This window comes from Kitasatospora sp. NPDC036934 (assembly GCF_055608425.1).
On sequence record NZ_JBVJQR010000012.1, the window covers coordinates 1 to 21,206 of the forward strand.

Sequence of the window (21,206 nt, forward strand, 5' to 3'; positions counted from 1 at the left end):
TTCTGTTGTTCGGCGATCTCCTCTCTATCTTCCTCGTCTGACAACCCCCCCGCAGACCCCCCGCCCCCCTCCCCCCCTGTCCACCCGGCGCGGCCCCGCCCCCCGCCGCGTCCGGCGCGGGCCAGGGCCGCGTCAGAGCCGGGCCAGGTCGACCAGGCCGCTCTGCTGGACGAGACCGGTGGCGGTCGAGGTGGCCGTGTCGGTCGCGTCGGACTGCTGCAGCACGCCGGTGGCGGTCGCGGTGGTGGTGTTGGCCAGGTCGTTCACCTCGTCGGTGACGGAGAGCCGGCTCTCGTCGCCGCCGAGGCTCGCGGTGGCCCCCGGGACGGTCTGCACGGCGCCCGGCACCAGGTGCGGGTCCACCTCGTCCACCCGGAGCCGGCCGTCGGCGAGCTGGCCGGTGCCGTCGTGCACCAGCGCCAGCGGCTTGCCCACGTCCAGGCCGGGGGTCTTGGCCTGCAGCGGCGCGGCCGGGGCCTCCAGCAGCACCTCGCCGAGGTCGGCGCCCTGGTCGACCAGCGGGAGCGGCAGCTGGGCCTTGGCGCTCGGGCCGACCTTGCCGGTGGCCAGCTGGGGCACCAGGTGGTCCGGCAGCAGCCCGTTGTCGGTGGTCCGGCCGGACGCCGGCGGCATGACCAGCGAGGTCGGGATTCCGGCCGTGACGTGGCTGCCCAGCGGGGTGAGCGGCACGTCCGCCGGGACCTGCTGGGTGGACAGCTTGTCCTCCAGGGCTCCGACCTGGTCGGGGCTGACCGAGGCGGCGGAGGCCGCTCCCTGGGAGGCGAGCACGCCCGCACCGACCGCCAACAGCATCGCGCCGGCCCGCTTGGAGAACTTCATGCTTTTCACCGTTCTGCCTGTCCGTACTGGGGACGTCCTGGTGGTCCAGTACCGGAGTTCCTTCGGGGAGGGCTGCGGGTACCCGCAGCCGGAAAGCAATCTGCGCAACGAGTGACCGTGAGTTCGGATTGCGGGCCTTAACCGGTTCGGCCTAATAATCCGACCGGAAACCACTCCCGGACGCGCCTCCCGGACTCTTTTCAAAAATCCCCGTAACCTTCCGTGCCGTCATTCTTTGATCTGGACGTCAGTGACTGCAGACCGGGTCTGAGCGTTCGACGCGTTGCTACGCACGGAAACCGAAAGCATTTCAGAGAGGGATCTCCCCATGATCCAGAAGTCCTTCGCCGCCGCCGGCCTGGCTGTCGCCGCGCTGGCCGGCGCCGCAGCTCCCGCCTCCGCCATCGGTGACGCGGACGGCGCAGCCGCCTCCATCGAGGGCAACGGCGGCACCAACTTCACCGGGACGGTCGGGAACAACAGCCCGAACTTCCACTTCCTGGACAACGCGAACGTCTGCCTCCCCGAGATCCACAACATCGCCGTCGGCGTCCTCGGTGTGGCCGTCCCGGTCGAGGTCCCGATCGCCAACAGCGGTGGCAAGCAGTACTGCACCCAGGGCCAGGGCACCCAGAGCCACGGCGACGCGGGCGTGTCCCACCTGGTCGGCTGACGTTCCCACAGCCCACCTCCGCACCACCCCCCGAACCACCCTCGAATCGCTCCCCGATTCACCCTTGAGAGGAAAACCGGAAATGATCAAGAAGTCCCTCGCCGCCGCCGGCCTGGCCGCCGCCGCCATCGCGATGTCCGCCGGCTCGGCTTCCGCCATCGTCGACTCGGACGGCGCCGCCACCTCCGTCCAGGGCAACGGCGGCACCAACCAGACCGGCACCCACGGCAACGGCAGCCCGAACTTCCACACCCTGGACAACGCGAACATCTGCCTGCCGGAGGTCCACAACATCGCCGTCGCCGTCGTCGGCGTCGCGGTTCCGGTCGAGGTGCCCGTCCTGAACAGCACCCCGAAGCAGATCTGCAACGTCGGCCAGAACACCCAGTCCTCGGGCGACGCGGGTGTCTCGCACCTGATCGGCTGATCAAGGGGCATGGCACGGACGGAGGGCCCGGGGAGGAAGGTCTCCCCGGGCCCTCCGGGCTTGACCGAGGTGTCCGGTCGGCCGCCGAACCGCTGCGGCCGACCGGGTGACCGTCCGTCCGGACCGGCGCGCGGGGCGTCGGCCGGACGGGCCGAGGTGATCACCAGTCACAGCAAGGGCGCCCGCTGGGGCGCCCCCACAGAGAGGGCAGATCCATGAAGAGCAAGCTGGCCAAGGCCGCCCTGACCGCCACCGCCGCGCTCGCGCTCGCGGGTGCCGCCACCCCGGCGTTCGCCCACGTCGGCCTGGCGGGCGGCGGCGGCCTCGTCGCCTCCGGCGACCACCCGTTCGTGGCCGGGATGGAGTGGGGCGTCGGCCACACCTCCAACACCATCGCCGGCGGCTTCGGTGGCGGCGCCGCCACCGCGACCGACCTGATGGGCGGCGGCGAGGGCTTCGCGCACATCAACGGCTGGAAGTAACAGCCGGAAGGCCGGGCCGCCCCCGTCGGGGGTGGCCCGGCCTTCCGCTGTGCGCGTCCGCTACTTGAGCATCCCGGCGGCCTCGACCGCCCAGTAGGTGAGGATCTGCTCGGCACCGGCCCGGCGGAGCGAGGTGAGCGTCTCCATGATCATCCGCTCCCGGTCGATCCAGCCGTTCGCGGCGGCGGCCTCGACCATCGCGTACTCGCCGGACACCTGGTACGCGGAGACCGGCACCGGGGAGGCGTCGGCGACCTGGCGCAGGATGTCCAGGTAGGCCATGCCCGGCTTGACCATCACCATGTCGGCGCCCTCGGCGAGGTCCTGCTCCAGCTCGCGCAGCGCCTCGCGGGCGTTGGCCGGGTCCTGCTGGTAGGCCTTGCGGTCGCCCTTGAGCGAGGAGCCGACGGCCTCCCGGAACGGGCCGTAGAAGGCCGAGGCGTACTTGGCGGTGTAGGCGAGGATGCCGGTGTCCTGGTGCCCGGCCTCGTCCAACGCCCGCCGGACGACGGCGATCTGACCGTCCATCATGCCGGACGGGCCGACCAGGTGGACGCCCGCGTCGGCCTGCACCCGGGCCATCTCCGCGTAGCGCTCCAGGGTGGCGTCGTTGTCCACGCTGCCGTCGGCGGCCAGCACGCCGCAGTGGCCGTGGTCGGTGTACTCGTCCAGGCAGAGGTCGGACATGACCACCAGCGAGTCGCCGACCTCGGCGACCACGTCCCGGATCGCCTGCTGGAGGATGCCGTCCGGGTTGGTGCCCTCACTGCCGATCGCGTCCTGCACGGCCGGGACGCCGAACAGCATGACGCCGCCCAGGCCGGCCTCGGCCGCCTCGACGACGGCCTTGCGCAGGGTGTCGCGGGTGTGCTGGACCACTCCCGGCATCGAGGCGACCGGGACGGGCGCGCTGACGCCCTCGCGGACGAACAGCGGCAGGACCAGCTCCGCGGGGTGCAGGCGGGTCTCGGCGACCAGCCGGCGCATCGCCGGGCTCTGCCGCAGCCGGCGCGGGCGAACGTACGGGAATTCAGCGGACACGGCTTCTCTCTCCGAACGGTTGTGCAGCGCTGGGGGCGACGAACTGCCGCCCCCAGCACCATAGTTGGGAATCCTGTCGGGAATCCTCAGCGGGCCTTGCGGCGGGATCCCGGACGGCGCTCGCTGGGCCGGTAGACCGGCTCGCCCGCGGCCGTCGCGGTGTCCCGGCGCTTGGCTCCGAAGTCTGCCAGCGCCTGGGCCAGCGCGGCCGCCGACGGCGCCGGGGCCATTACGTCGACCCGCAGGCCGTGCTCCTCGGCGGTCTTGGCGGTGGCCGGGCCGATGCAGGCGATGACCGTGACGTTGTGCGGCTTGCCGGCGATGCCGACCAGGTTCCGGACGGTCGAGGACGAGGTGAACAGCACCGCGTCGAAGCCGCCGCCCTTGATCGCCTCGCGGGTCTCGGCCGGCGGCGGCGAGGCGCGCACCGTCCGGTACGCCGTCACGTCGTCGACCTCCCAGCCGAGCTCGACCAGGCCGGCCACCAGGGTCTCGGTGGCGATGTCGGCGCGCGGCAGCAGCACCCGGTCGATCGGGTCGAAGACCGGGTCGTACGGCGGCCAGTCCTCCAGCAGCCCTGCGGCGGACTGCTCACCCGACGGCACCAGGTCCGGCTTCACGCCGAAGTCCACCAAGGCCTGGGCGGTGGTCTCGCCGACCGCCGCGACCTTGATCCCGGCGAACGCCCGGGCGTCCAGGCCGTACTCCTCGAACTTCTCCCGGACGGCACGGACGGCGTTCACCGAGGTGAAGGCGATCCACTCGTAGCGGCCGGTGACCAGTCCCTTGATGGCCCGCTCCATCTGCTGCGGGGTGCGCGGCGGCTCGACCGCGATGGTCGGCACCTCCTGCGGCACCGCGCCGTACGAGCGCAGCTGCTCGGACAGGCCGTGGGCCTGCTCCTTGGTGCGCGGCACGAGGACGTTCCAGCCGAACAGCGGCTTGGTCTCGAACCACGAGTGCGAGGCGCGGTGGGCGACCTGCTCGCCCACCACGGCTATCACCGAGGTCGCCGGGTCCACCGGGGCGGAGACCGGCGAGGGCAGCACCCGGGCCACCTTGAGGTCGGCCGCGATGGTGGCCAGCGTGGACGTGAAGGTGCGCTGGCGGGTGGTGGTGCCGGAGAGGGTGGCGCTCAGCGCCGACTCCGGCTTGCGGCCGTTGGAGACCAGCGCGCTCGCGGTGGCCGGCAGCTGGCCCAGGGTGGTGCGGACCACCAGGGTGGTCTCCGGCGCGCCCAGGTCGACCGGGGCGCCGGACAGCAGCTGGCCGCCGTCCACGAAACGGACGTCGGTGCCGGCCGCGCCGCGCAGCGGGACGCCCGCGTACGCCGGGACGCCGACCGACTGGGCCACACCCGGGATCACCTCGAAGGGGATCCCGTCACCGGCGCAGCTGAGCATCTCCTCGGCGGCGCAGCCGTCCAGGCCCGGGTCGCCGTCGACGGTGCGGACCACGTGCTTGCCGGCCCGGACGGCCTCGGCGACCAGCTTGGCCAGGTCGAAGCCGGTGCCCTCGGCGGCCGGGGCGTGCACCTGCACGCCGGTCGGACAGTGGGTGCGCACGGCCGCGGCGGTCAACGGGTCGGCGACCAGGATGTCGGCCGAGGACAGCACCTCGACGGCGCGCAGGGTCAGCAGGCCCGGGTCACCGGGGCCCGCACCCAGGAAGGTGCACCGTCCGGTGGGCTGCCCGGCCGGGAACAGGGCATCGGTGGCGGCGGTGGGGCTCATCGGGCTCGCTCCCCCATCAGGGTGGCCGCGCCCGCGTCGAGCAGCCGGGCGGCCAGGGCGTGGCCGAGGGCCCGCGCCTGCTGCTCGGCGGTCTCGTCGAGGACGATCGGACCGTTGGCGGACATCTTCAGCAGGGCGGCGCCGTCGGCGTCGCCGACCACGCCGTCCAGCTGCAGTTCGTTCTCCCGGCCCCAGGTGGCCAGTGCGGCGACCGGGGCCGAGCAACCGGCCTCCAGAGCGGCCAGCAGAGCGCGCTCGGCGGCCACGGCGACCCTGGTGGGGGTGTGGTCCAGCAGGGCGAGTGCGGCGGTCAGCCCAGTGTCGGCGGTGGTGCACTCGATCGCGAGCGCCCCCTGGCCGGGGGCCGGGACCATCAGCTCGGGGTCGAGGTACTGGGAGATCTCGGCGCTGCGGCCGAGCCGGTTGAGTCCGGCGGTGGCCAGCACCACGGCGTCCAGCTCGCCGGCGCTCACGTAGCCGATCCGGGTGTCCACGTTGCCGCGGATCGCGACGGTCTCCAGCTGGGCCTCGCGGGCCCGGGCCCAGGCGTTCAGCTGGGCCATCCGGCGCGGGGAGCCGGTGCCTATCCGGGCCGGGCGGCCGGCCCCGGCCAGCTTCTCCACCAGCTCGTCCAGGGTCAGGCCCTCGGCGGCGACCAGGGCGTCCCGGGCGTCCTCACGCGCGGGGACGGCGGCCAGCGTCAGGCCTTCGGGCGCGGCGGTGGGCAGGTCCTTGAGCGAGTGCACGGCGAAGTCGATCCGACCCGCCAGCAGGGCGTCCCGCAGGGCGGAGACGAACACGCCGGTGCCGCCGATCTGCGCGAGCGCCTCCCGAGAGGTGTCGCCGTAGGTGGTGATCTCGACCAGCTCGACGGGGCGGCCGGTGAGCCTGGTCACCTCGCGGGCGACCATGCCCGACTGGGCCATGGCGAGCGCGCTGCGCCGGGTGCCGAGCCGCAGGGCGGCGGCCGGAGCCTGCTCGGAGAGCGGTTGACCATTCATGAGGTGATCGTCCCGGTGGTACTCGTGGGATGGCTGACGGTTCATCTGGTGCTCCCGGCCGAAGGCTGGGAGCGGCCGCCGACGGGCGTGCCCGACACGGCGTGCACGGCCGCCGGGTCGAGGTCGAACAGCTCGCGCAGGGCGTCCGCGTAGGAGGCGCCGCCGGGCTCGGCGGCCAGCTGCTTCACCCGGACGGTCGGGGCGTGCAGCAGCTTGTCGACGACGCGGCGGACGGTCTGGGTGATCTCGGCGCGGGAGCGCTCGTCCAGGTCGGGCAGCCGGGTGTCCAGCCGGCCCAGTTCGGCGGCGACCACGTCGGAGGCCATCGCCCGCAGCGCGACCACGGTCGGCGCGATCCGGGCGGCCCGCTGGGCGGCGCCGAAGGCGGTCACCTCGTCGGAGACGATCCGGGTGACCTCGTCGACGTCACCGGCACCGGGGCTGGCGGCGTGCGCGTGGGAGAGGCTCTCCAGGTCGACCAGCAGGGCACCGTCCAGCTCGTGCACGGCGTGGTCGACGTCGCGCGGCATGGCGAGGTCGAGCAGGGCGAGCGGCCGGGGCGAGCGGCGCACGGCCACCGCGGCGGCCACGTCCTCGGCCCGGACCACCACGCCGGCCGCGCCGGTGCAGGAGATCACCAGGTCGACGTCGGCCAGTGCCTCGGGCACCTTGGCGAGGTCCAGGGTGCGGGCCACGTCCGGGCCGAGGATCTCCACCAGGCGCTCGGCGCGGGCCGGGGTGCGGTTGGCGATCAGCAGGTCGGTGACCCCGGAGCGGACCAGGGTGGCGGCGGCCAGCGAGCTCATCGAGCCGGCCCCGACCACCAGCGCGCGCTTGCCGGCGATCTCGCCCGCGCCCGCGGCGACCTGCTCCAGGCCGAAGGTGACCAGCGACTGGCCGGCCTTGTCGATGCCGGTCTCGCTGTGCGCCCGCTTGCCGACCCGCAGGGCCTGCTGGAACAGCTCGTTCAGGTCGCGCCCGGCGGTGTGCTCGTCCTGGGCCTTGGCCAGCGCGTCGCGCAGCTGGCCGAGGATCTGGCCCTCGCCGACCACCATCGAGTCCAGGCCGCAGGCCACCGAGAAGAGGTGGTGGACGGCGCGGTCCTCGTAGTGGACGTACAGGTGGGAGGTCAGCTCCTCCAGGTCCACCCCGCTGTGGTGGGCCAGCAGCAGCGACAACTCGGCGACGCCCGCGTGGAACTTGTCCACGTCCGCGTACAGCTCGATCCGGTTGCAGGTGTTGAGCAGCGCGGCCTCGGCGACGGTCGAGGACGCGGCCGCGTCGTGCAGCAGCCGGGTCGGGACCTCACCGGTCAGCGCGGCGCGCTCCAGCACGCCGACCGGGGCCGTCCGGTGGCTCAGTCCGACGACGAGAAGACTCATGCCCGTCCCCCACAGCTTTCGGTGTTCATGCGGGCATCACCGCGGACAGCTCGCCCTCGCCGCCCTTGGCGGACTTGCCCTTGGCCGACTGCTCGGCCTGGTCCTTGGCCGCCGGCTCGGCGCCGCCGCGGCCCTTGGCGGTGCCGCCTGCCGCCCGGCGCAGCTTGGCCGCGGCCGCGCGGACCGGGCCGGGGGCGCGGTCCAGCACGGACTCGGTGCGGTCGGGCTCCTCGCCGGCCTTGCGCTGCTCGTGGAAGGCGAGGATCTGCAGCTCGATGGAGAGGTCCACCTTGCGCACGTCCACGCCGTCCGGGACGGTCAGCACGGTCGGGGCGAAGTTCAGGATGCTGGTCACGCCCGCCTCGACCAGCCGGTCGCAGACCTGCTGGGCGGCGCCGGGCGGGGTGGTGATCACGCCGATCGAGACGTGCTGGCTCTCGACGATCGCCTCCAGCTCGTCCATGTGGCGCACCGGCAGCCCCGCGGCGGTGGAACCGACCACGTTGGCGTCGGCGTCCAACAGGGCGGCGACCCGGAAGCCGCGGGAGGCGAACCCGCCGTAGTTGGCGAGGGCGTGGCCGAGGTTCCCGATGCCGACGATGACGACCGGCCAGTCCTGGGTCAGACCGAGCTCGCGGGAGATCTGGTAGACGAGGTACTCGACGTCATAGCCGACACCGCGGGTGCCGTAGGAGCCGAGGTAGGAGAAGTCCTTGCGCAGCTTGGCCGAGTTCACGCCGGCGGCGGCGGCCAGCTCCTCGGAGGAGACGGTCGGCACCGAGCGCTCGGAGAGCGCGGTGAGGGCCCGCAGGTAGAGGGGGAGCCGGGCGACCGTCGCTTCCGGGATGCCCCGGGCGCGCGAGGGTCGGCGCGCGGCGCCCTGGTCGGGCGTCTGCGAACTGCTCTGTGGTGATCGGCCGATTGCCACGGTGCTCCTGTGGGTGAAGCTGGGCTTTGGCAGCCAGGCTAAGCGTTTGTGAACGTGTGCACAAAGATGGTGTCCGTTTTGTCCCTGCACAGTGATGCGCATCACGCCGTTGTGCTCATAACACCGGCCTGGGTCAGAACCAGCTCCGGGGCCGCGGAACCGGGCAGCCAGGGGCCGTACGGGGCCTCCCGGCGCACCAGCGGGACGGCGCCGCCGGACGGCCGGGACCGCGCCCGGCCCAGCCGTGGCCAGGGCACCCGGGCGGCCTCGCGCAGCGGGCCGGTCCAGTCGCCCGGCGGGCAGGACGGGGCGCCCGCGCAGTACCGCAGCAGCTCCGCCGTCACCCGGGCGTCGCCCAGCGCGGTGTGCGCCGGGTACCAGCCCAGACCGGCCGCCTCCGCGCAGGCCGCCAGGCCGTGGCTGCGGGCCTCCGGCAGGTGGGCGCGGGCCAGCCCCATCGTGCACAGCAGCGGGACGGGCGGCAGCGGCACCCCGATCCGGGCGAACTCACGGTCCAGGAAGGCGTGGTCGCAACTGACGTGATGGCCGACCAGCACCCGGCCGGCCAGCAGCTCCAGCAGCCGGGGGGCGATCTCCCGGAAGCGCGGGGCACCCTCGACGTCGGCCTGGTGTATCCGGTGCACATGGGTCGGGCCGACCGGGCCCAAGGGGTCCAGCAGGGTCGCGAACTCGCCCTCGGGGCGGAGCCGGGCGTCCAGCAGCACCACCGCGACCTCGACCACCCGGTGCCGCCACGGACTGCGGCCGGTCGCCTCCACGTCCACCACCGCGAAGCCCTCGGAGGCTACGGGCGTCCCTGGGACCGGGCGGGGAAGCATGACGGCACTCCTCGTGTGCTCAGCCCCCCACGGGCGCAAACGCGTTCGATCGTAAGCCGACCGAGGCGCCCCACCCCAAGCCCGGACGGAGTGTCTTTGGCAACGATTCGGCGAACCGCCCCCGCCGGTCGGCGGGGGCGGCGGTGCCCGTACGAGCGTCTCGTCAGGCGCCCAGGGCCTTGCGCAGACGGCTCTCGTCGACCCGCCAGAAGTCGTGCTGGCGACCGTCGATCAGGGTGACCGGGATCTGCTCCCAGTAGCGGCGGTACAGCTCCTCGTCCCGGGTGATGTCCTTCTCCTCGAAGGTCGCGCCCAGCTCCGCCGCCACCCGGACGATCACCTCCCGGGCCTCATCGCACAGGTGGCAGCCGGGCTTGCCGACCAGGGTCACGGTACGGTCCGCCGGCTCGGGGCTCTTGCGTCGCAGCAGTGGGCTCACCCCGCCATTGTGGCGGCTGCCCACCCGCCCGCCCCCGGAGCGGTGGCGGGGAGCCGTTCACCGCACGGGCACGGCTCCGTCACGGCCGCTCCCCGCCCGGCTGGATATGCTCGATGACATGGCCGTGCTCCGAAGGCTCACCCAGGCGAGGCGCTCCACCACCGAGCGGAGCGCCCTGGCGGGCGAGGCCGCCGCCGCGGCCGCCGAGGCCGCGCTGCGCGCCGAACCGCTGCTCTCCCCCGCCGGTCCCACCGGGAACGACACGGCCGCGAACGGCACCGTCATGGAGGGCACCGTCGTGGACGCTCCCGCCGGGAACGCCGCCGCCGGGCATGCCCTCGGGACGGACGCGCCCGAGGCCGCGGCGGCGGGCAAGCCCGGGAAGGCCCCCAAGGCCCCGACCGGGAACCACACCCCCGACCAGGACGACCCGCGCGCCGCGGCCTTCTTCGACTGCGACAACACCATCCTGCGCGGCGCCGCGATCTTCTACCTCGGCGTCGGCCTCTACCGGCACGGCTTCCTCACCCGCCGCGACATCGCCCGCTTCGCCTGGCAGCAGGCGCTCTTCCGGCTGCACGGCACCGAGGACCCGGACCACATCTCGGACGCCCGGAACACCGCCCTCGGCATCGTGGCCGGCAAGCGCACCGCCGACCTGGAGGTGATCTGCGAGGAGGTCTTCGAGCAGGTCGTCGCCGACAAGATCTGGCCCGGCACCCGCGCCCTGGTCCAGATGCACCTGGACGCCGGCCAGCGGGTCTGGCTGGTGACCGCCGCCCCGTTGGAGGTGGCCCGGATCATCGCCCGGCGGCTCGGCATGACCGGCGCGCTGGGCACCGTCGCCGAGGCCCGGGACGGCCACTACACCGGCCGCCTGGTCGGCGACCTGCTGCACGGCCCGGCCAAGGCCGCCGCGGTGAACGCGCTGGCCCGGCACGAGCGGCTGGACCTCGACCGCTGCGCCGCCTACAGCGACTCGGCCAACGACATCCCGATGCTCTCGCTGGTCGGCCACCCGTACGTGGTGAACCCGGACGGCGCGCTGCGGCGGCACGCCCGGGCGCAGGGCTGGCGGGTGCGCGACTTCCGGACCGGCCGGAAGGCGGCCCGGGTGGGGCTGCCGGCGGCGGCCGCGCTCGGGGTGCTCGCCGGGGCGGCGGCGGCCGGGGTGGCGCTGCAGCGGCGCCGTCGGCGCGGCTGAACTCCGGCCTGAGGCCGGTGTCGGGACGAACTCCGGCCGAACTTCCGTCGGCCCCGGCCCGGCCCCCTCCACGGAACCGTTTCTGCCGCGCTTCCCGCCGCTCCCCCGCGCGGGTGAGAAGGCGTCAATCAGGGGCCTGACCTGGCCCCTCGTACGAGCGAACTCCCAGCTCCGACACGGCCGTCCGGGTCGGCTGTCCGAACCTGTCACCCGGTGACCGGTTCTGATCGTTCGTCAGGCCGGGAAAGTCAGGGGTTGCCGAGCCCCAAGGCTGGGAAACCGCCCCCATCACCGCCGAATTGGTCACCCTGGGCGCCCGAACGGTCACGTTGAGCCGGATGAACGATGACATCTCCGGTCAGTGTCAGCCGAATATGCACAACAAATGGATCCCAAACGACCACTTCGACCACACGGTGTAGCTGTCATTGCACAAAGCGTTATTCTCTCCTGGATGCACGTCACCCATGCATCCCGCTCGAACGGGTGTCATGGGGAGTGCTCTCCGCGCAGGCGGAGGTGATCCGTCCACAGTTCTGCCTCTGGGAGTCCCGTGTACCCACCCGTCCGGAACGACGCGCCTGCACCCTCCCGCCCGTCGTCCGCGTCCCTGCGCCCCCGCACCGGCCTCCGCGGCCGCCCGGCCGCCGAGCGGCAGATCTCCACCGGCCTGGACCTGTTGCGCACGGTGCTCCTCAGTCAGCTCGCCACCACGCCCCAACTCGTGCCCGCCGGCGGCTCGTTCGGCCACCAGCACGGCCCCGGGACGGCGCTGCGCACCACCGCCGCCGGCTCGACCGGCACCGGCTCGCGGGGCCGCACGGGCAGCTCCGGCGTCGGCCGCAGCCGTACCCGCACCGCGCCGAGCCCCGGCTACGAGACCGAGCACAACCCGATCATGGAGCTGGTCGAGCGGGCCCAGGCCGGTGAGAGCGAGGCCTTCGGCCGGCTCTACGACCACTACGCGGACACCGTCTACCGCTACATCTACTACCGGGTCGGCAGCCGGGCCACCGCCGAGGACCTCACCAGCGAGACGTTTCTGCGCGCGCTGCGCCGGATCGGCACCTTCACCTGGCAGGGGCGGGACTTCGGCGCCTGGCTGGTCACCATCGCCCGCAACCTGGTCGCCGACCACTTCAAGTCCAGCCGGTTCCGGCTGGAGGTCACCACCGGCGAGATGCTCGACTCCAACGAGTGCGAGCGCAGCCCGGAGGAGTCGGTGCTGGAGTCGCTCTCCAACGCCGCCCTGTTGGACGCGGTGCGCCGGCTCAACCCCCAGCAGCAGGAGTGCGTGACGCTGCGCTTCCTGCAGGGCCTCTCGGTGGCCGAGACCGCGCGGATCATGGGCAAGAACGAGGGCGCGATCAAGACCCTCCAGTACCGCGCCGTCCGCACCCTGGCCCGGCTCCTCCCGCCCGACGCGCGGTGAGGCGACGGTGACCGAGGGGGCGATAGCCCGGCGACGGGGCCGGCCCGACGGCCCGTCACCACACCCGTCAGACCGACACGTCCGGGTGAACGGTCGGTCCGATGATCAGCCGTGCGTAACCGACCGCCCGCACCGCTCGTTGGCCAACGTGCAAGCCCCCACCAGGCGTACGGTCAAGCCGAATTGTGACCTATCACCCGATGGAGTGGCTTTGGCCCGCCGGGGCAACCGTCCGGCAGGCCGGGGTGTCGACAACGACGAAGGGAGGTGTGGCCCGTGACGGCAAACGTGCTGGAGCACCGACGGGCGAAGGCCTTCGCCGAGGCGCTGGAGGCCCACCAGGCGGAGCAACGCCGCGCGGCCGACGCCGAATCGGCCAACGCCGCTGCCGGCGAGGCCGGTTCGGTCGCGATGGCCGAACTGGTCGGTCTGGCCGACGCACTGGGGGCGCTGCCCGGACCGGCCCTGGACCAGGAGGTCCGGACGGTCCAACGCGCCCAGCTGATGGCCGCGTTCGAGCAGGCCTTCGCGGGCGGGCCGGGTGCCACGGTGCCCCGCCAGCGCCGCCACCGGGCGGTCCGGACGGCGCCGCGCGGCCGGTGGAGCCGCCGCTTCGCGATCGGCGGGCTGGTCGCCGGGCTCGCCGTCGGCAGCCTGGCCGGGGCCGCCGCCGCGAGTACCAACGCCCTCCCCGGGGACACGCTGTACGGCATGAAGCGCGGCCTCGAAGGGCTCCGGCTGGACCTCGCGGACTCCGACTCGGAACGCGGCGAGCTGCTGCTCGGCAACGCCGCCACCCGGCTCGGCGAGGCCAACACCCTGGTCGGGCAGACCGGTTCGGCCACCGGGCTCAGCCCGGCCACCGTCGAGCGGGTCCGCCGGGCCCTGGACGACATGCACGCCGACGCCCTCAAGGGCCGCGACCTGCTGCGCTCGGTCTACCGCAGCAACGGCTCGCTGGACCCGATGCGCGCGCTGGCCGGCTTCGCCCAGGACGAGGACGGCCGCTGGAGCGAGCTGCAGGGCAGACTGCCCGTCCAGCTCACCGATCAGGCTCACTTGGTGAACCAGCTCTTCGACGACATAAGCGAGGACGTCGCGCCCCTGCGCCTGGCCCAGCCCCCCGCCAAGAGCGGTGGCGCGGCCGGCACCGGAGCGGGCGACGACTCGTCCTCCTCGACCGGCGGATCCCCGGCCGGCTCCGGAGCGAACGGCTCCGGCACCGCCCCCGGCTCCGGGCAGCCCCAGGACGGCACCGGCAACGGCAGCCGCCCCGGCAGCACCGAGCGCTCCCCGGCCGACACCGGCGGCACGGTCGGCAGCGCCGGCAAGGGCGGTGGGCTGCCGAGCACCCTGCCCAGCAGCGCACCGGACGCCGTCAACGGCCTGGTCGGCAACCTCACCAACGGGCTCACCGGGGCCGGCCGGCCCTCGCCGAGCGCCGACGCGGCCCCGCCGCAGGTGCCGCAGCAGCCGTCCGGTCCGCCCAGCACGCCCAGCGGCGCCCAGCAGGGCGTGGACGTGCCCCCGCTGATCCCCGGCCTGCTGCCCGGGCTGCGGATCCTCGGCGGCAGCTGAGCGGCACGCGACCGGGCCCCGGCGGAACGCCCGCCGGGGCCCGGTCGCGTCGGGGCCCCCTGACGGGGTTCAGCCGGGCCGAAGGGGCTCAGCGGAGCCCGGAGGGAGCCGGGACGGGGCCGGGACGGGTCAGAAGAACACCGAGCGCCGCTGCACCAGCAGCTGGTACAGGGTGTGCTGGATGGTCTCCCGCACCTCGTCGGCCAGGTCGAAGACCAGCATCGGGTCGTCCGCCGCCTCCGCGGGATAGCCGTCGGTGGCGATCGGCTCGCCGAAGCGGATCGTCCACTTGGTCGGCAGCGGCAGCACCCCGAGCGGCCCCAGCCACGGGAAGGTCGGCGTGACCGGCACGTACGGCAGGCCGAGCAGCCGGGCCAGCGTCCTGACGTTGCCGATCATCGGGTAGGTCTCCTCCGCCCCGACGATCGAGCACGGCACGATCGGCACCCGCGCCCGCAACGCCGAGGAGACGAAGCCGCCGCGGCCGAAGCGCTGGAGCTTGTAGCGCTCCGAGAACGGCTTGCCGATGCCCTTGAAGCCCTCCGGCCAGACCCCGACCACCTCGCCGCGCTCCAGCAGCGCCTGGGCGTCCTCGTTGCAGGCCAGGGTGTGGCCGGCCTTGCGGGCCAGTTCGTTGATGCCCGGCAGCACGAAGACCAGGTCGGCGGCGAGCATCCGCAGGTGCCGGTGGTGCGGGTGGTGGTCGTGGATGGCCACCTGGGTCATCAGGGCGTCCAGCGGGATGGTGCCGGAGTGGTTGGCGACGATCAGCGCACCGCCCTCGGCCGGGATGTTCTCGATCCCCTGGACGTCGATCCGGAAGTACTTCTCGGCCAGCGGGCGCAGCAGCGACAGCAGCACCTCCTCGGTCAGCTCCCGGTCGAAGCCGAACTCGTCGACCTCGTAGTCGCCGGTGATCCGGCGGCGCAGGAAGGCCAGCCCCTCAGTGGCCCGGCCCTCCCAGCCCTTGCCGAACAGCCGGGTGGCCGCCGGGCCGAGCTGCCCGGACAGCGCGCCGCCGACGGCCCCGGCGAGCCGGTCGGCCAGGCCGGGGCCCTCGGGCGAGGTGTAGCTGGGGGCGGACTCGATCGGAATGACCTTGGCCTCGCCCGGCGTGTTCTCGGCAGCGGCACTCATCGCGGGTTCAGCTCCTCGGGCGGTGGGTCGGTACGGCGTCGCCGGCCCCTTCGGGGCCGAGCAGGGCGGTCAGCCGGTCGGTGACGGCGGCCAGCCGCTCGGGCGGCAGCAGGCCGGGGCCCAGGGCGGTGGCGAAGTCGGCGAACGCCTCCGGGGTGCTGAACGCCGGGCGGTAGCCGAAGGTCTCCCGCAGCCGGGTGGTGTCCACCACCCGGCCGTGGGTGAGCAGCCGCAGCTGTTCCGGTGAGACGTCCACCAAGCGGGTCTGCCGGGCCAGCACGGCCATCCAGCTGACCGCGGGAAGCAGCAGCGGCAGGGTGGGCCGGCCGAGCCGGCGGGCGCACTGGGAGAGCAGCAGCACGCCCTCGCCCGCCACGTTGAGGGTGCCGGTGTTGACGGTGCCCGGTACGGGCTCGTCGGCGGCCCGGCAGAGCACCTCGACGGCGTCGTCCTCGTGAACGAACTGCAGCCGGGGGTCGTAGCCGAGCACGGTCGGCAGCACCGGCAGGGCGAAGTACTCGCTGAGCGGGGTGTCGGCACCGGGGCCGACGATGTTGGCGAAGCGCAGCACCGTCACCGCGACGTCCGGGCGGCGCCGGGCGAAGCCGCGGACGTAGCCCTCGACCTCGGCCGCGTCCTTGGCGAAACCACCGCCGGGCGGGTCCTTCGGCTGGATCCGCTCGCTGAACACCGCCGGGTCGCGGGGCGCGGAGCCGTAGACGCCTGTGGTGGACTTCACGACCAGCCGGCGCACCCCGGGCGCCTTCTGGCAGGCGCCGAGCAGCTGCATGGTGCCGATGACGTTGGCCTCCTTGACCGCGGAGCGGTTGGTGGAGCCCAGTCCGGTGGCGCTGACGCTCAGGTGCACCACGGTGTCCACCCGGTGCTCGGCGATCACCCGGGAGACCGCGGGCCGGCGCAGGTCGAGCTGGTGGAAGGTGTACGGCGCGGCCGGTCCGGCCGGCTCCTCGACCGGCAGCCGGGGCGGCTGCACGTCCACGCCGACGACCCGGTCCACCCCCGGCCGGCGGCGGACCTCGGCGGCGAAGCGGGCGCCGAGATGGCGTGCCACGCCGGTGACGAGCACGACCACGCCCACGGTGCTGCACCCCATTCCCTCGGCCCGAGCGGCCCTCGTTGCACCGTACCGCGCCGCCCCGGGGGGCCGTGAAACGACACCGCCCGCCCTGGCCACGGGGACCAGGACGGGCGGCGAAAGCGCTGGGCGCGCTGGGCGCGGCCGAGGGCGCTTACTTCTTGTTGCGACGCTGAACGCGAGTGCGCTTGAGAAGCTTGCGGTGCTTCTTCTTGGCCATACGCTTGCGACGCTTCTTGATGACAGAGCCCACGGAACAACCCTCGCTCACTGAGACTCTCGTCCGTGAGAGACGGAGTCCATACGACTGACGTGAGGGCCTAGCCTACCGTCCGCGTGGCCGGGGCTGTAAATCGCGCTCCCCGTGACCGGGAAACTCATGGGAAATCCGGGGCGAACGGGGGCGGATCCACGGCTGTGGCCCGCCCCCGTCCGCCCGTCGGCTACGCGCTCTCCAGCCGCACGTAGGACTCCTTGAGGTACTCGTGCACCGCCTGCTGGGGCACCCGGAAGGACCGTCCGACCCGGATGGCCGGCAGCTCTCCGCTGTGCACCAACCGGTACACCGTCATCTTGGACACCCGCATGACCGCGGCGACCTCGGCCACGGTCAGGAAGACGACTTCCTGCAGGGGACGCTCGACGGAACTCATGACCATCACCCGACCCTTACCCGTGTGCAAGGCACCGGCTTCCCCTCCGGTGACTCCACCGGCACACGTGTATCCCCAGAGTAGTTATGGGTGGTACCAGTGGGAAGAGGGGAGGTGCAGTCCTCGTACGGTGGGAGATAGGACCGTTGCAGTACGTAGTCACCCCCCGGATGGCACCGGTGGGCGTACGCACGGCCCGCCCGGCGCGCGGCCGGGGCGGCGGTTTCAGGCCAGCAGACCGTGGTTCGGGAACACCGCGCGGCGGCTGGCGAGGATGGCCTGATCGAGTCGGTCCGCCGGATCGTAACCCGAGTCGAAGTCGCGCCAGGCCGGTCGGGCGCCGTCGGTCATCCGCAGCGGGGCCGGGCGGCGGGTGCGGCGGTGGACCTCGGCGCGCCAGCTGTCGGGGGTCTCGGCGGCCGGGTCGACGGGCCGGCCGGCGGCGGTGGCGACCAGGTGGGTCCAGGTCCGCGGGACGACGTCCACCACGGCATAGCCGCCTCCGCCGGTGGCCACCCAGCGGCCGCCGGTGAGCCGGTGGGCCAGCTCGTGCAGCTCCTCGGCGATCAGCCGCTGGGCGTCCACGGTGACGGCGAGGTGGGCGAGCGGGTCCTCCAGGTGGGTGTCCGCGCCGTGCTGGGTGACCAGGACCTGCGGCCGGAAGGCGGTGAGCAGCTCGGGCACCAGGGCGTGGAAGGCGCGCAGCCAGCCGCTGTCGCCGGTGCCGGCCGGCAGCGGCAGGTTGGCGGCGGAGCCGGGGGCGTCGGGGCCGCCGGTCTCGGTGGGCCAGCCGGTCTGCGGGAAGAGCGTGGCCGGGTGCTCGTGCAGCGAGACGGTGAGCACCCGGGGATCGTTCCAGAAGGCCTCCTGGACGCCGTCGCCGTGGTGGACGTCCACGTCGACGTAGGCGATCCGCTCGGCGCCGAGTTCGAGCAGCCGGGCGATGGCCAGGGCCGGGTCGTTGTAGATGCAGAAGCCGGAGGCCTTGCCGGGCATCGCGTGGTGCAGCCCGCCGGCGAAGTTGACGGCGTGCGGGGTCTCGCCGCGCCAGACCGCCTCGGCGGCGGCGACCGACTGGCCGGCGATCAGCGCGGAGGCCGAGTGGATGGCCGGGAAGGCCCAGTTGTCGTCGGTGCCGAGCCCGTGCCGGGGGTCGGTCCGCTCGGGGTGCGCGGCGGCGTGCTTGACCGCCTCGACGTACTCCCCGGTGTGCACCAGCCGCAGGGTGGAGTCGCCGGCGGGCGGCGCGGACCGGACGGTCACCCCGGGCCCGGCGGCCAGTCCGAGGTCCTCGACCAGGCGCATGGTGAGCGCCAGCCGGGTCGGGTCCATCGGGTGGCCGGGGCCGAAGTCGTAGGCGGTGACGGCCTCGTCCCAGAAGAGGTGCAGGCCGCAGGGGGTGTCACGCTCGGCTTCGGGCATGGCCTCCACCGTAGTGGGTGGGGGCGTCGGGCCTCACCGAACCCCCGCCGTCACGCGGGGGCGGGGGCCGCCACCGGGGCCGGGGCGAAGCGCTCGGCCAGCGGCAGCACGGCGAGCACCAGCAGCATCGGGGCGAGCAGCGCCCAGCGGTACGAACCGGCATCCGCGATCGCCCCGACCAGCGGCGAACCGACCAGGAAACCCACGTAGTTGAAGAGGTTGAGCCGGGCCACGGCCGCGTCCGAGTCGGCCGGGAAGAGCCGGCCGCCGGCCGCGAACACCTGCGGGATGATCGCGCAGATGCCGAAGCCCAGCACGGTGAACGAGGCGATGCCGGCCCAGGGCGCGGGCGCCACCGCGGCCAGCCCGAAGCCCAGCGCGGCCAGCGCGGCGCCGCCGCGCACCACCGGGACGGCGCCGAAGCGCTGAACCGCGCGGTCCCCCAGGGCCCGGCCGAGCAGCATCGCGACCATGTAGCCGAGGTAGGACAGCTTGGCGAGGTCCTCCCGGCTGCCCAGGCCGTCGGTGAGGTACTTGACGCTGTAGTTGGAGACCGAGGCGTCCGCGATGTAGGCGAAGGCCATCGCCAGGCACAGCGGCAGCAGCGGGCGCCAGGGGATGGACCGGGCGGCGGCCGCCGCCGCCTCCCGTACGGCGTCGCCGAGTTCGGCCGGGCCGGCGAACCGGGTGCCGGTCAGCACCGCGAGCGGCGCGATCACCGCCGCGGCGGTGCCGAACAGCACTGGCAGGCCCAGGTCGTAGTGCGAGCCGAGGCCCGCGATCGCCGCGCCGAGGATGCCGCCGAGGCTGAACGCGGCATGGAAGCCGATCATGATCGAGCGGCCGTAGCGGTGCTGGAGGCCCACCCCGAGCATGTTCATGCTGGCGTCCAGCGCCCCCACCAGCAGCCCGAACCCGCCCAGTGCGAGGGCGAGTTGCCACAGCGAGTCGCCCAGGCCGGCGCCCGCCAGACTGAGGCAGACGGCCGGCTGGACGACCCGCAGCACGGCCCGGGCGCCGGTGCGCTTCACCAACTGCTCGGAGAGGATCGAACCGGCCCCGGCCAGGATCGGCACCGCCGCCAGGAAGACCGGCAGCAGGCCGTCGCTCAGCCCGTACCGGTGCTGGATCTCCGGGATGCAGGTCACCAGCAGCGCGAAGGTCGTGCCCTGGAGCAGGAAGCTGACGGCGAGCGCGGCCCGCCCGGCGCGCAGGCCGGGCGGTGTCGCGGCCGGGGCGGGCACGGGCGGTGCGGCACTCATACGGACCTCCACGCACGGGCCCGCGCGAGCCCCCGTACGGGCCCCGCTACCGGCCGGTAGAACGATGTTGGCCGAGAGCGTAGGCGGTGCGGCGCCTTTGCGGGAGGGGTCGCGCAGGGACTTCCGCGGCCGGTGCCCGCGGGCTACTTCCCGCCGGAGGCCAGCTCCCGGGAGCGGTCCCGGGCCGCCTCCAGGGCGCCCAGCAGCGCCGCCCGCACCCCGTGGTTCTCCAGCTCGCGGATGGCCGCGATGGTGGTGCCGGCCGGGGAGGTGACCGCCTCGCGCAGCTTCACCGGGTGCTCGCCGGAGTCGCGCAGCATCACCGAGGCGCCGATCGCGGACTGCACGATCAGGTCGTGCGCCACCTGCCGGGGCAGGCCGAGCAGGATGCCGGCGTCCGTCATCGCCTCGACCAGGAAGTAGAAGTAGGCCGGGCCGGAGCCGGACAGCGCGGTGGCCGCGTCCTGCTGGGTCTCGGGCAGCCGCAGCGCCTTGCCGACCGAGCTGAAGATCTCCTCGGCGCGCGCCAGGTGCTCCTCCCGCGCGTGCGAGCCGCCGGAGATGACGCTCATCCCCTCGTCCACCAGCACCGGCGTGTTGGGCATCACCCGGACCACCGGGGTGCCGGCCGCCAGCCGCTCCTCGAACCAGGCGGTGGGGACGCCGGCCGCCGCCGAGATCACCAGCCGGTCCGGGCTGATGTGCGGGGCGAGTTCCTCCAGCAGGCTGCCCATGTCCTGCGGCTTGACCGCGAGGATCAGGGTGTCGGCCAGCTTGGCGGCCTCGGCGTTGGAGACGGCCACCACCCCGTAGCGGTCGGCGAGTTCGGCCGCGCGCTCGGGGCGGCGGGCGGTCACCAGGACGTCCGACGGGTCCGTGCCGGCCCGCAGCAGACCGGAGAGCAGGGCCTCGCCGATCTTGCCGGTGCCCAGGAAGGCGATCTTCTGTCCGTGCGCTGCGCTGCTGCCCATGGTCCGCTCCTTGCCTCGGTACTGCGGCCATCCTCGCACCGGGCGGCGGCGCCCGTCGGGACCGTCCGGTCCGTGGTCGCCGTCCGGCCCGTGGTCCCCGCGCCCCGGCCGCGCACAGGTCGCGCCCGGCCTCGCCCCTAGGGAGAAAACTCGGGGGTTTCCCCTATGGCCTCCCGGCCCGCGCGGGCGCACCGTGGAGCCATGGCACACGACGGAATGTCCCGACGAGAGAACCGGCAACTCGCGGTCGCCTCGGCGACCGCGGGCCCGTGGCGGACGGCCGCGGGAGTCGGTGCGGTGGTGGGGGCGACGTCCCTGGGGATCGAGGCGATCTCCGGGAACTGGTCGCTGAGCATGCTGGCCGGGCCGGCCGGCTGGGGCCTGTTCTTCTTCTTCCTGATCGGCAGCGTCGGCGGTCAGCTGCGCCGCGACACCGCCGACCGGCGACTGCGCCGCTGGGCGGAGGCCCACCCGTGGAAGTCCGCCCTCCCGGCGGCCGGCGGACTGCTGGTGCTCAACATGCTGGCGCAGCTGTTCCTCGGCGACGCCGGAGTGTTCGGCGCCTTCTTCGTCTCCCTGCTGCCCGCCGGCATCCTGCTGGCGATCGCCGGAGTGGTCGGCTCGGTGAAGCAGGCCCGCGGCAAGGGCTGAACCGGGGGGCGATTT

22 protein-coding genes are annotated in these 21,206 nt (G+C 73.8%); 7 read left to right on the forward strand and 15 right to left on the reverse strand.

The genetic code is table 11. The features are described 5' to 3' along the window. Window positions 1-132: 132 nt before the first annotated feature. Entirely contained in the window at window positions 133-840 is a 708-nt protein-coding gene (locus tag ACZ7BZ_RS19385; protein WP_470359328.1) for a hypothetical protein, read from the reverse strand. A gap of 328 nt (window positions 841-1,168) precedes the next feature. Here ACZ7BZ_RS19385 and ACZ7BZ_RS19390 point away from each other — a divergent pair, with 328 nt between their 5' ends. The 3 genes from ACZ7BZ_RS19390 (at window position 1,169) to ACZ7BZ_RS19400 (ending at window position 2,422) form a co-directional block, all read left to right on the forward strand. After that, the gene (locus ACZ7BZ_RS19390) at window positions 1,169-1,513 is read left to right on the forward strand and encodes a rodlet layer protein (protein ID WP_350507669.1); all 345 of its coding nucleotides are present in this window, start codon (window positions 1,169-1,171) and stop codon (window positions 1,511-1,513) included. A gap of 82 nt (window positions 1,514-1,595) precedes the next feature. Further along, on the forward strand, window positions 1,596-1,940 hold the full coding sequence (locus ACZ7BZ_RS19395) for a rodlet layer protein (protein WP_188309838.1): 345 nt from the start codon (window positions 1,596-1,598) through the stop codon (window positions 1,938-1,940). A gap of 215 nt (window positions 1,941-2,155) precedes the next feature. Beyond that, window positions 2,156-2,422, forward strand: a complete 267-nt coding sequence (locus ACZ7BZ_RS19400) for a hypothetical protein (protein WP_465739433.1) — start codon at window positions 2,156-2,158, stop codon at window positions 2,420-2,422. Between the two features lie 60 nt (window positions 2,423-2,482). Here ACZ7BZ_RS19400 and hemB read toward each other — a convergent pair whose 3' ends face one another. From hemB to ACZ7BZ_RS19435, 7 genes are all read right to left on the reverse strand, one after another. Beyond that, window positions 2,483-3,463: a porphobilinogen synthase gene (hemB, locus tag ACZ7BZ_RS19405; protein WP_470359329.1), complete on the reverse strand. Its 981-nt coding sequence runs from the start codon at window positions 3,461-3,463 to the stop codon at window positions 2,483-2,485. Between the two features lie 86 nt (window positions 3,464-3,549). Next, window positions 3,550-5,196, reverse strand: a complete 1,647-nt coding sequence (locus ACZ7BZ_RS19410) for a bifunctional uroporphyrinogen-III C-methyltransferase/uroporphyrinogen-III synthase (RefSeq protein WP_470359330.1) — start codon at window positions 5,194-5,196, stop codon at window positions 3,550-3,552. After that, a complete protein-coding gene (hemC, locus tag ACZ7BZ_RS19415; RefSeq protein ID WP_470359331.1) occupies window positions 5,193-6,197 on the reverse strand; it encodes a hydroxymethylbilane synthase in 1,005 nt (334 codons plus the stop codon). Before hemC ends, ACZ7BZ_RS19410 begins: the two co-directional genes overlap by 4 nt. 41 nt (window positions 6,198-6,238) lie before the next feature. Further along, the gene (locus ACZ7BZ_RS19420) at window positions 6,239-7,579 is read right to left on the reverse strand and encodes a glutamyl-tRNA reductase (RefSeq protein ID WP_470359332.1); all 1,341 of its coding nucleotides are present in this window, start codon (window positions 7,577-7,579) and stop codon (window positions 6,239-6,241) included. 25 nt (window positions 7,580-7,604) lie between these two features. Next, window positions 7,605-8,501, reverse strand: coding sequence for a redox-sensing transcriptional repressor Rex (locus tag ACZ7BZ_RS19425; protein ID WP_470359509.1), 897 nt, complete (start codon window positions 8,499-8,501; stop codon window positions 7,605-7,607). A 107-nt stretch (window positions 8,502-8,608) separates the two neighbouring features. Beyond that, a complete protein-coding gene (locus tag ACZ7BZ_RS19430) occupies window positions 8,609-9,346 on the reverse strand; it encodes a 3'-5' exonuclease (protein WP_470359333.1) in 738 nt (245 codons plus the stop codon). A gap of 163 nt (window positions 9,347-9,509) precedes the next feature. Then, entirely contained in the window at window positions 9,510-9,785 is a 276-nt protein-coding gene (locus ACZ7BZ_RS19435) for a glutaredoxin family protein (protein WP_380456256.1), read from the reverse strand. A gap of 118 nt (window positions 9,786-9,903) precedes the next feature. On the opposite strand from ACZ7BZ_RS19435, the gene ACZ7BZ_RS19440 reads away from it, so the two are divergent. The 3 genes from ACZ7BZ_RS19440 to ACZ7BZ_RS19450 all read left to right on the forward strand — a co-directional run bounded on the left by ACZ7BZ_RS19440 (window position 9,904) and on the right by ACZ7BZ_RS19450 (window position 13,999). Further along, window positions 9,904-10,989, forward strand: a complete 1,086-nt coding sequence (locus ACZ7BZ_RS19440; RefSeq protein ID WP_470359334.1) for an HAD family hydrolase — start codon at window positions 9,904-9,906, stop codon at window positions 10,987-10,989. Between the two features lie 658 nt (window positions 10,990-11,647). Further along, a complete protein-coding gene (locus ACZ7BZ_RS19445; RefSeq protein ID WP_470359510.1) occupies window positions 11,648-12,421 on the forward strand; it encodes an ECF subfamily RNA polymerase sigma factor, BldN family in 774 nt (257 codons plus the stop codon). A gap of 276 nt (window positions 12,422-12,697) precedes the next feature. Further along, window positions 12,698-13,999: a DUF5667 domain-containing protein gene (locus ACZ7BZ_RS19450; protein WP_470359335.1), complete on the forward strand. Its 1,302-nt coding sequence runs from the start codon at window positions 12,698-12,700 to the stop codon at window positions 13,997-13,999. A 129-nt stretch (window positions 14,000-14,128) separates the two neighbouring features. Here ACZ7BZ_RS19450 and ACZ7BZ_RS19455 read toward each other — a convergent pair whose 3' ends face one another. The 7 genes from ACZ7BZ_RS19455 to proC all read right to left on the reverse strand — a co-directional run bounded on the left by ACZ7BZ_RS19455 (window position 14,129) and on the right by proC (window position 20,540). After that, window positions 14,129-15,136 (reverse strand): lysophospholipid acyltransferase family protein, encoded by a 1,008-nt coding sequence (locus tag ACZ7BZ_RS19455; protein WP_470359336.1) that lies wholly within the window; start codon window positions 15,134-15,136, stop codon window positions 14,129-14,131. A gap of 7 nt (window positions 15,137-15,143) precedes the next feature. Continuing rightward, on the reverse strand, window positions 15,144-16,235 hold the full coding sequence (locus ACZ7BZ_RS19460) for an NAD-dependent epimerase/dehydratase family protein (RefSeq protein ID WP_470359337.1): 1,092 nt from the start codon (window positions 16,233-16,235) through the stop codon (window positions 15,144-15,146). A 151-nt stretch (window positions 16,236-16,386) separates the two neighbouring features. Continuing rightward, entirely contained in the window at window positions 16,387-16,503 is a 117-nt protein-coding gene (locus tag ACZ7BZ_RS19465) for a 30S ribosomal protein bS22 (protein ID WP_425311139.1), read from the reverse strand. 172 nt (window positions 16,504-16,675) lie between these two features. Then, window positions 16,676-16,885 (reverse strand): helix-turn-helix domain-containing protein, encoded by a 210-nt coding sequence (locus ACZ7BZ_RS19470; protein ID WP_045699258.1) that lies wholly within the window; start codon window positions 16,883-16,885, stop codon window positions 16,676-16,678. A gap of 225 nt (window positions 16,886-17,110) precedes the next feature. After that, window positions 17,111-18,307 carry an acetoin utilization protein AcuC gene (locus ACZ7BZ_RS19475; protein WP_470359338.1) on the reverse strand — a complete coding sequence of 399 codons (1,197 nt, stop codon included), beginning with the start codon at window positions 18,305-18,307 and terminating at the stop codon, window positions 17,111-17,113. 50 nt (window positions 18,308-18,357) lie between these two features. Then, window positions 18,358-19,569, reverse strand: coding sequence for an MFS transporter (locus ACZ7BZ_RS19480; RefSeq protein WP_470359339.1), 1,212 nt, complete (start codon window positions 19,567-19,569; stop codon window positions 18,358-18,360). A 143-nt stretch (window positions 19,570-19,712) separates the two neighbouring features. Further along, window positions 19,713-20,540 carry a pyrroline-5-carboxylate reductase gene (proC, locus tag ACZ7BZ_RS19485; RefSeq protein ID WP_470359340.1) on the reverse strand — a complete coding sequence of 276 codons (828 nt, stop codon included), beginning with the start codon at window positions 20,538-20,540 and terminating at the stop codon, window positions 19,713-19,715. 201 nt (window positions 20,541-20,741) lie between these two features. Between proC and ACZ7BZ_RS19490 the strand changes: the two genes are divergently transcribed. Further along, window positions 20,742-21,191 (forward strand): hypothetical protein, encoded by a 450-nt coding sequence (locus ACZ7BZ_RS19490; protein ID WP_470359341.1) that lies wholly within the window; start codon window positions 20,742-20,744, stop codon window positions 21,189-21,191. The last annotated feature ends 15 nt before the right edge of the window (window positions 21,192-21,206 follow it).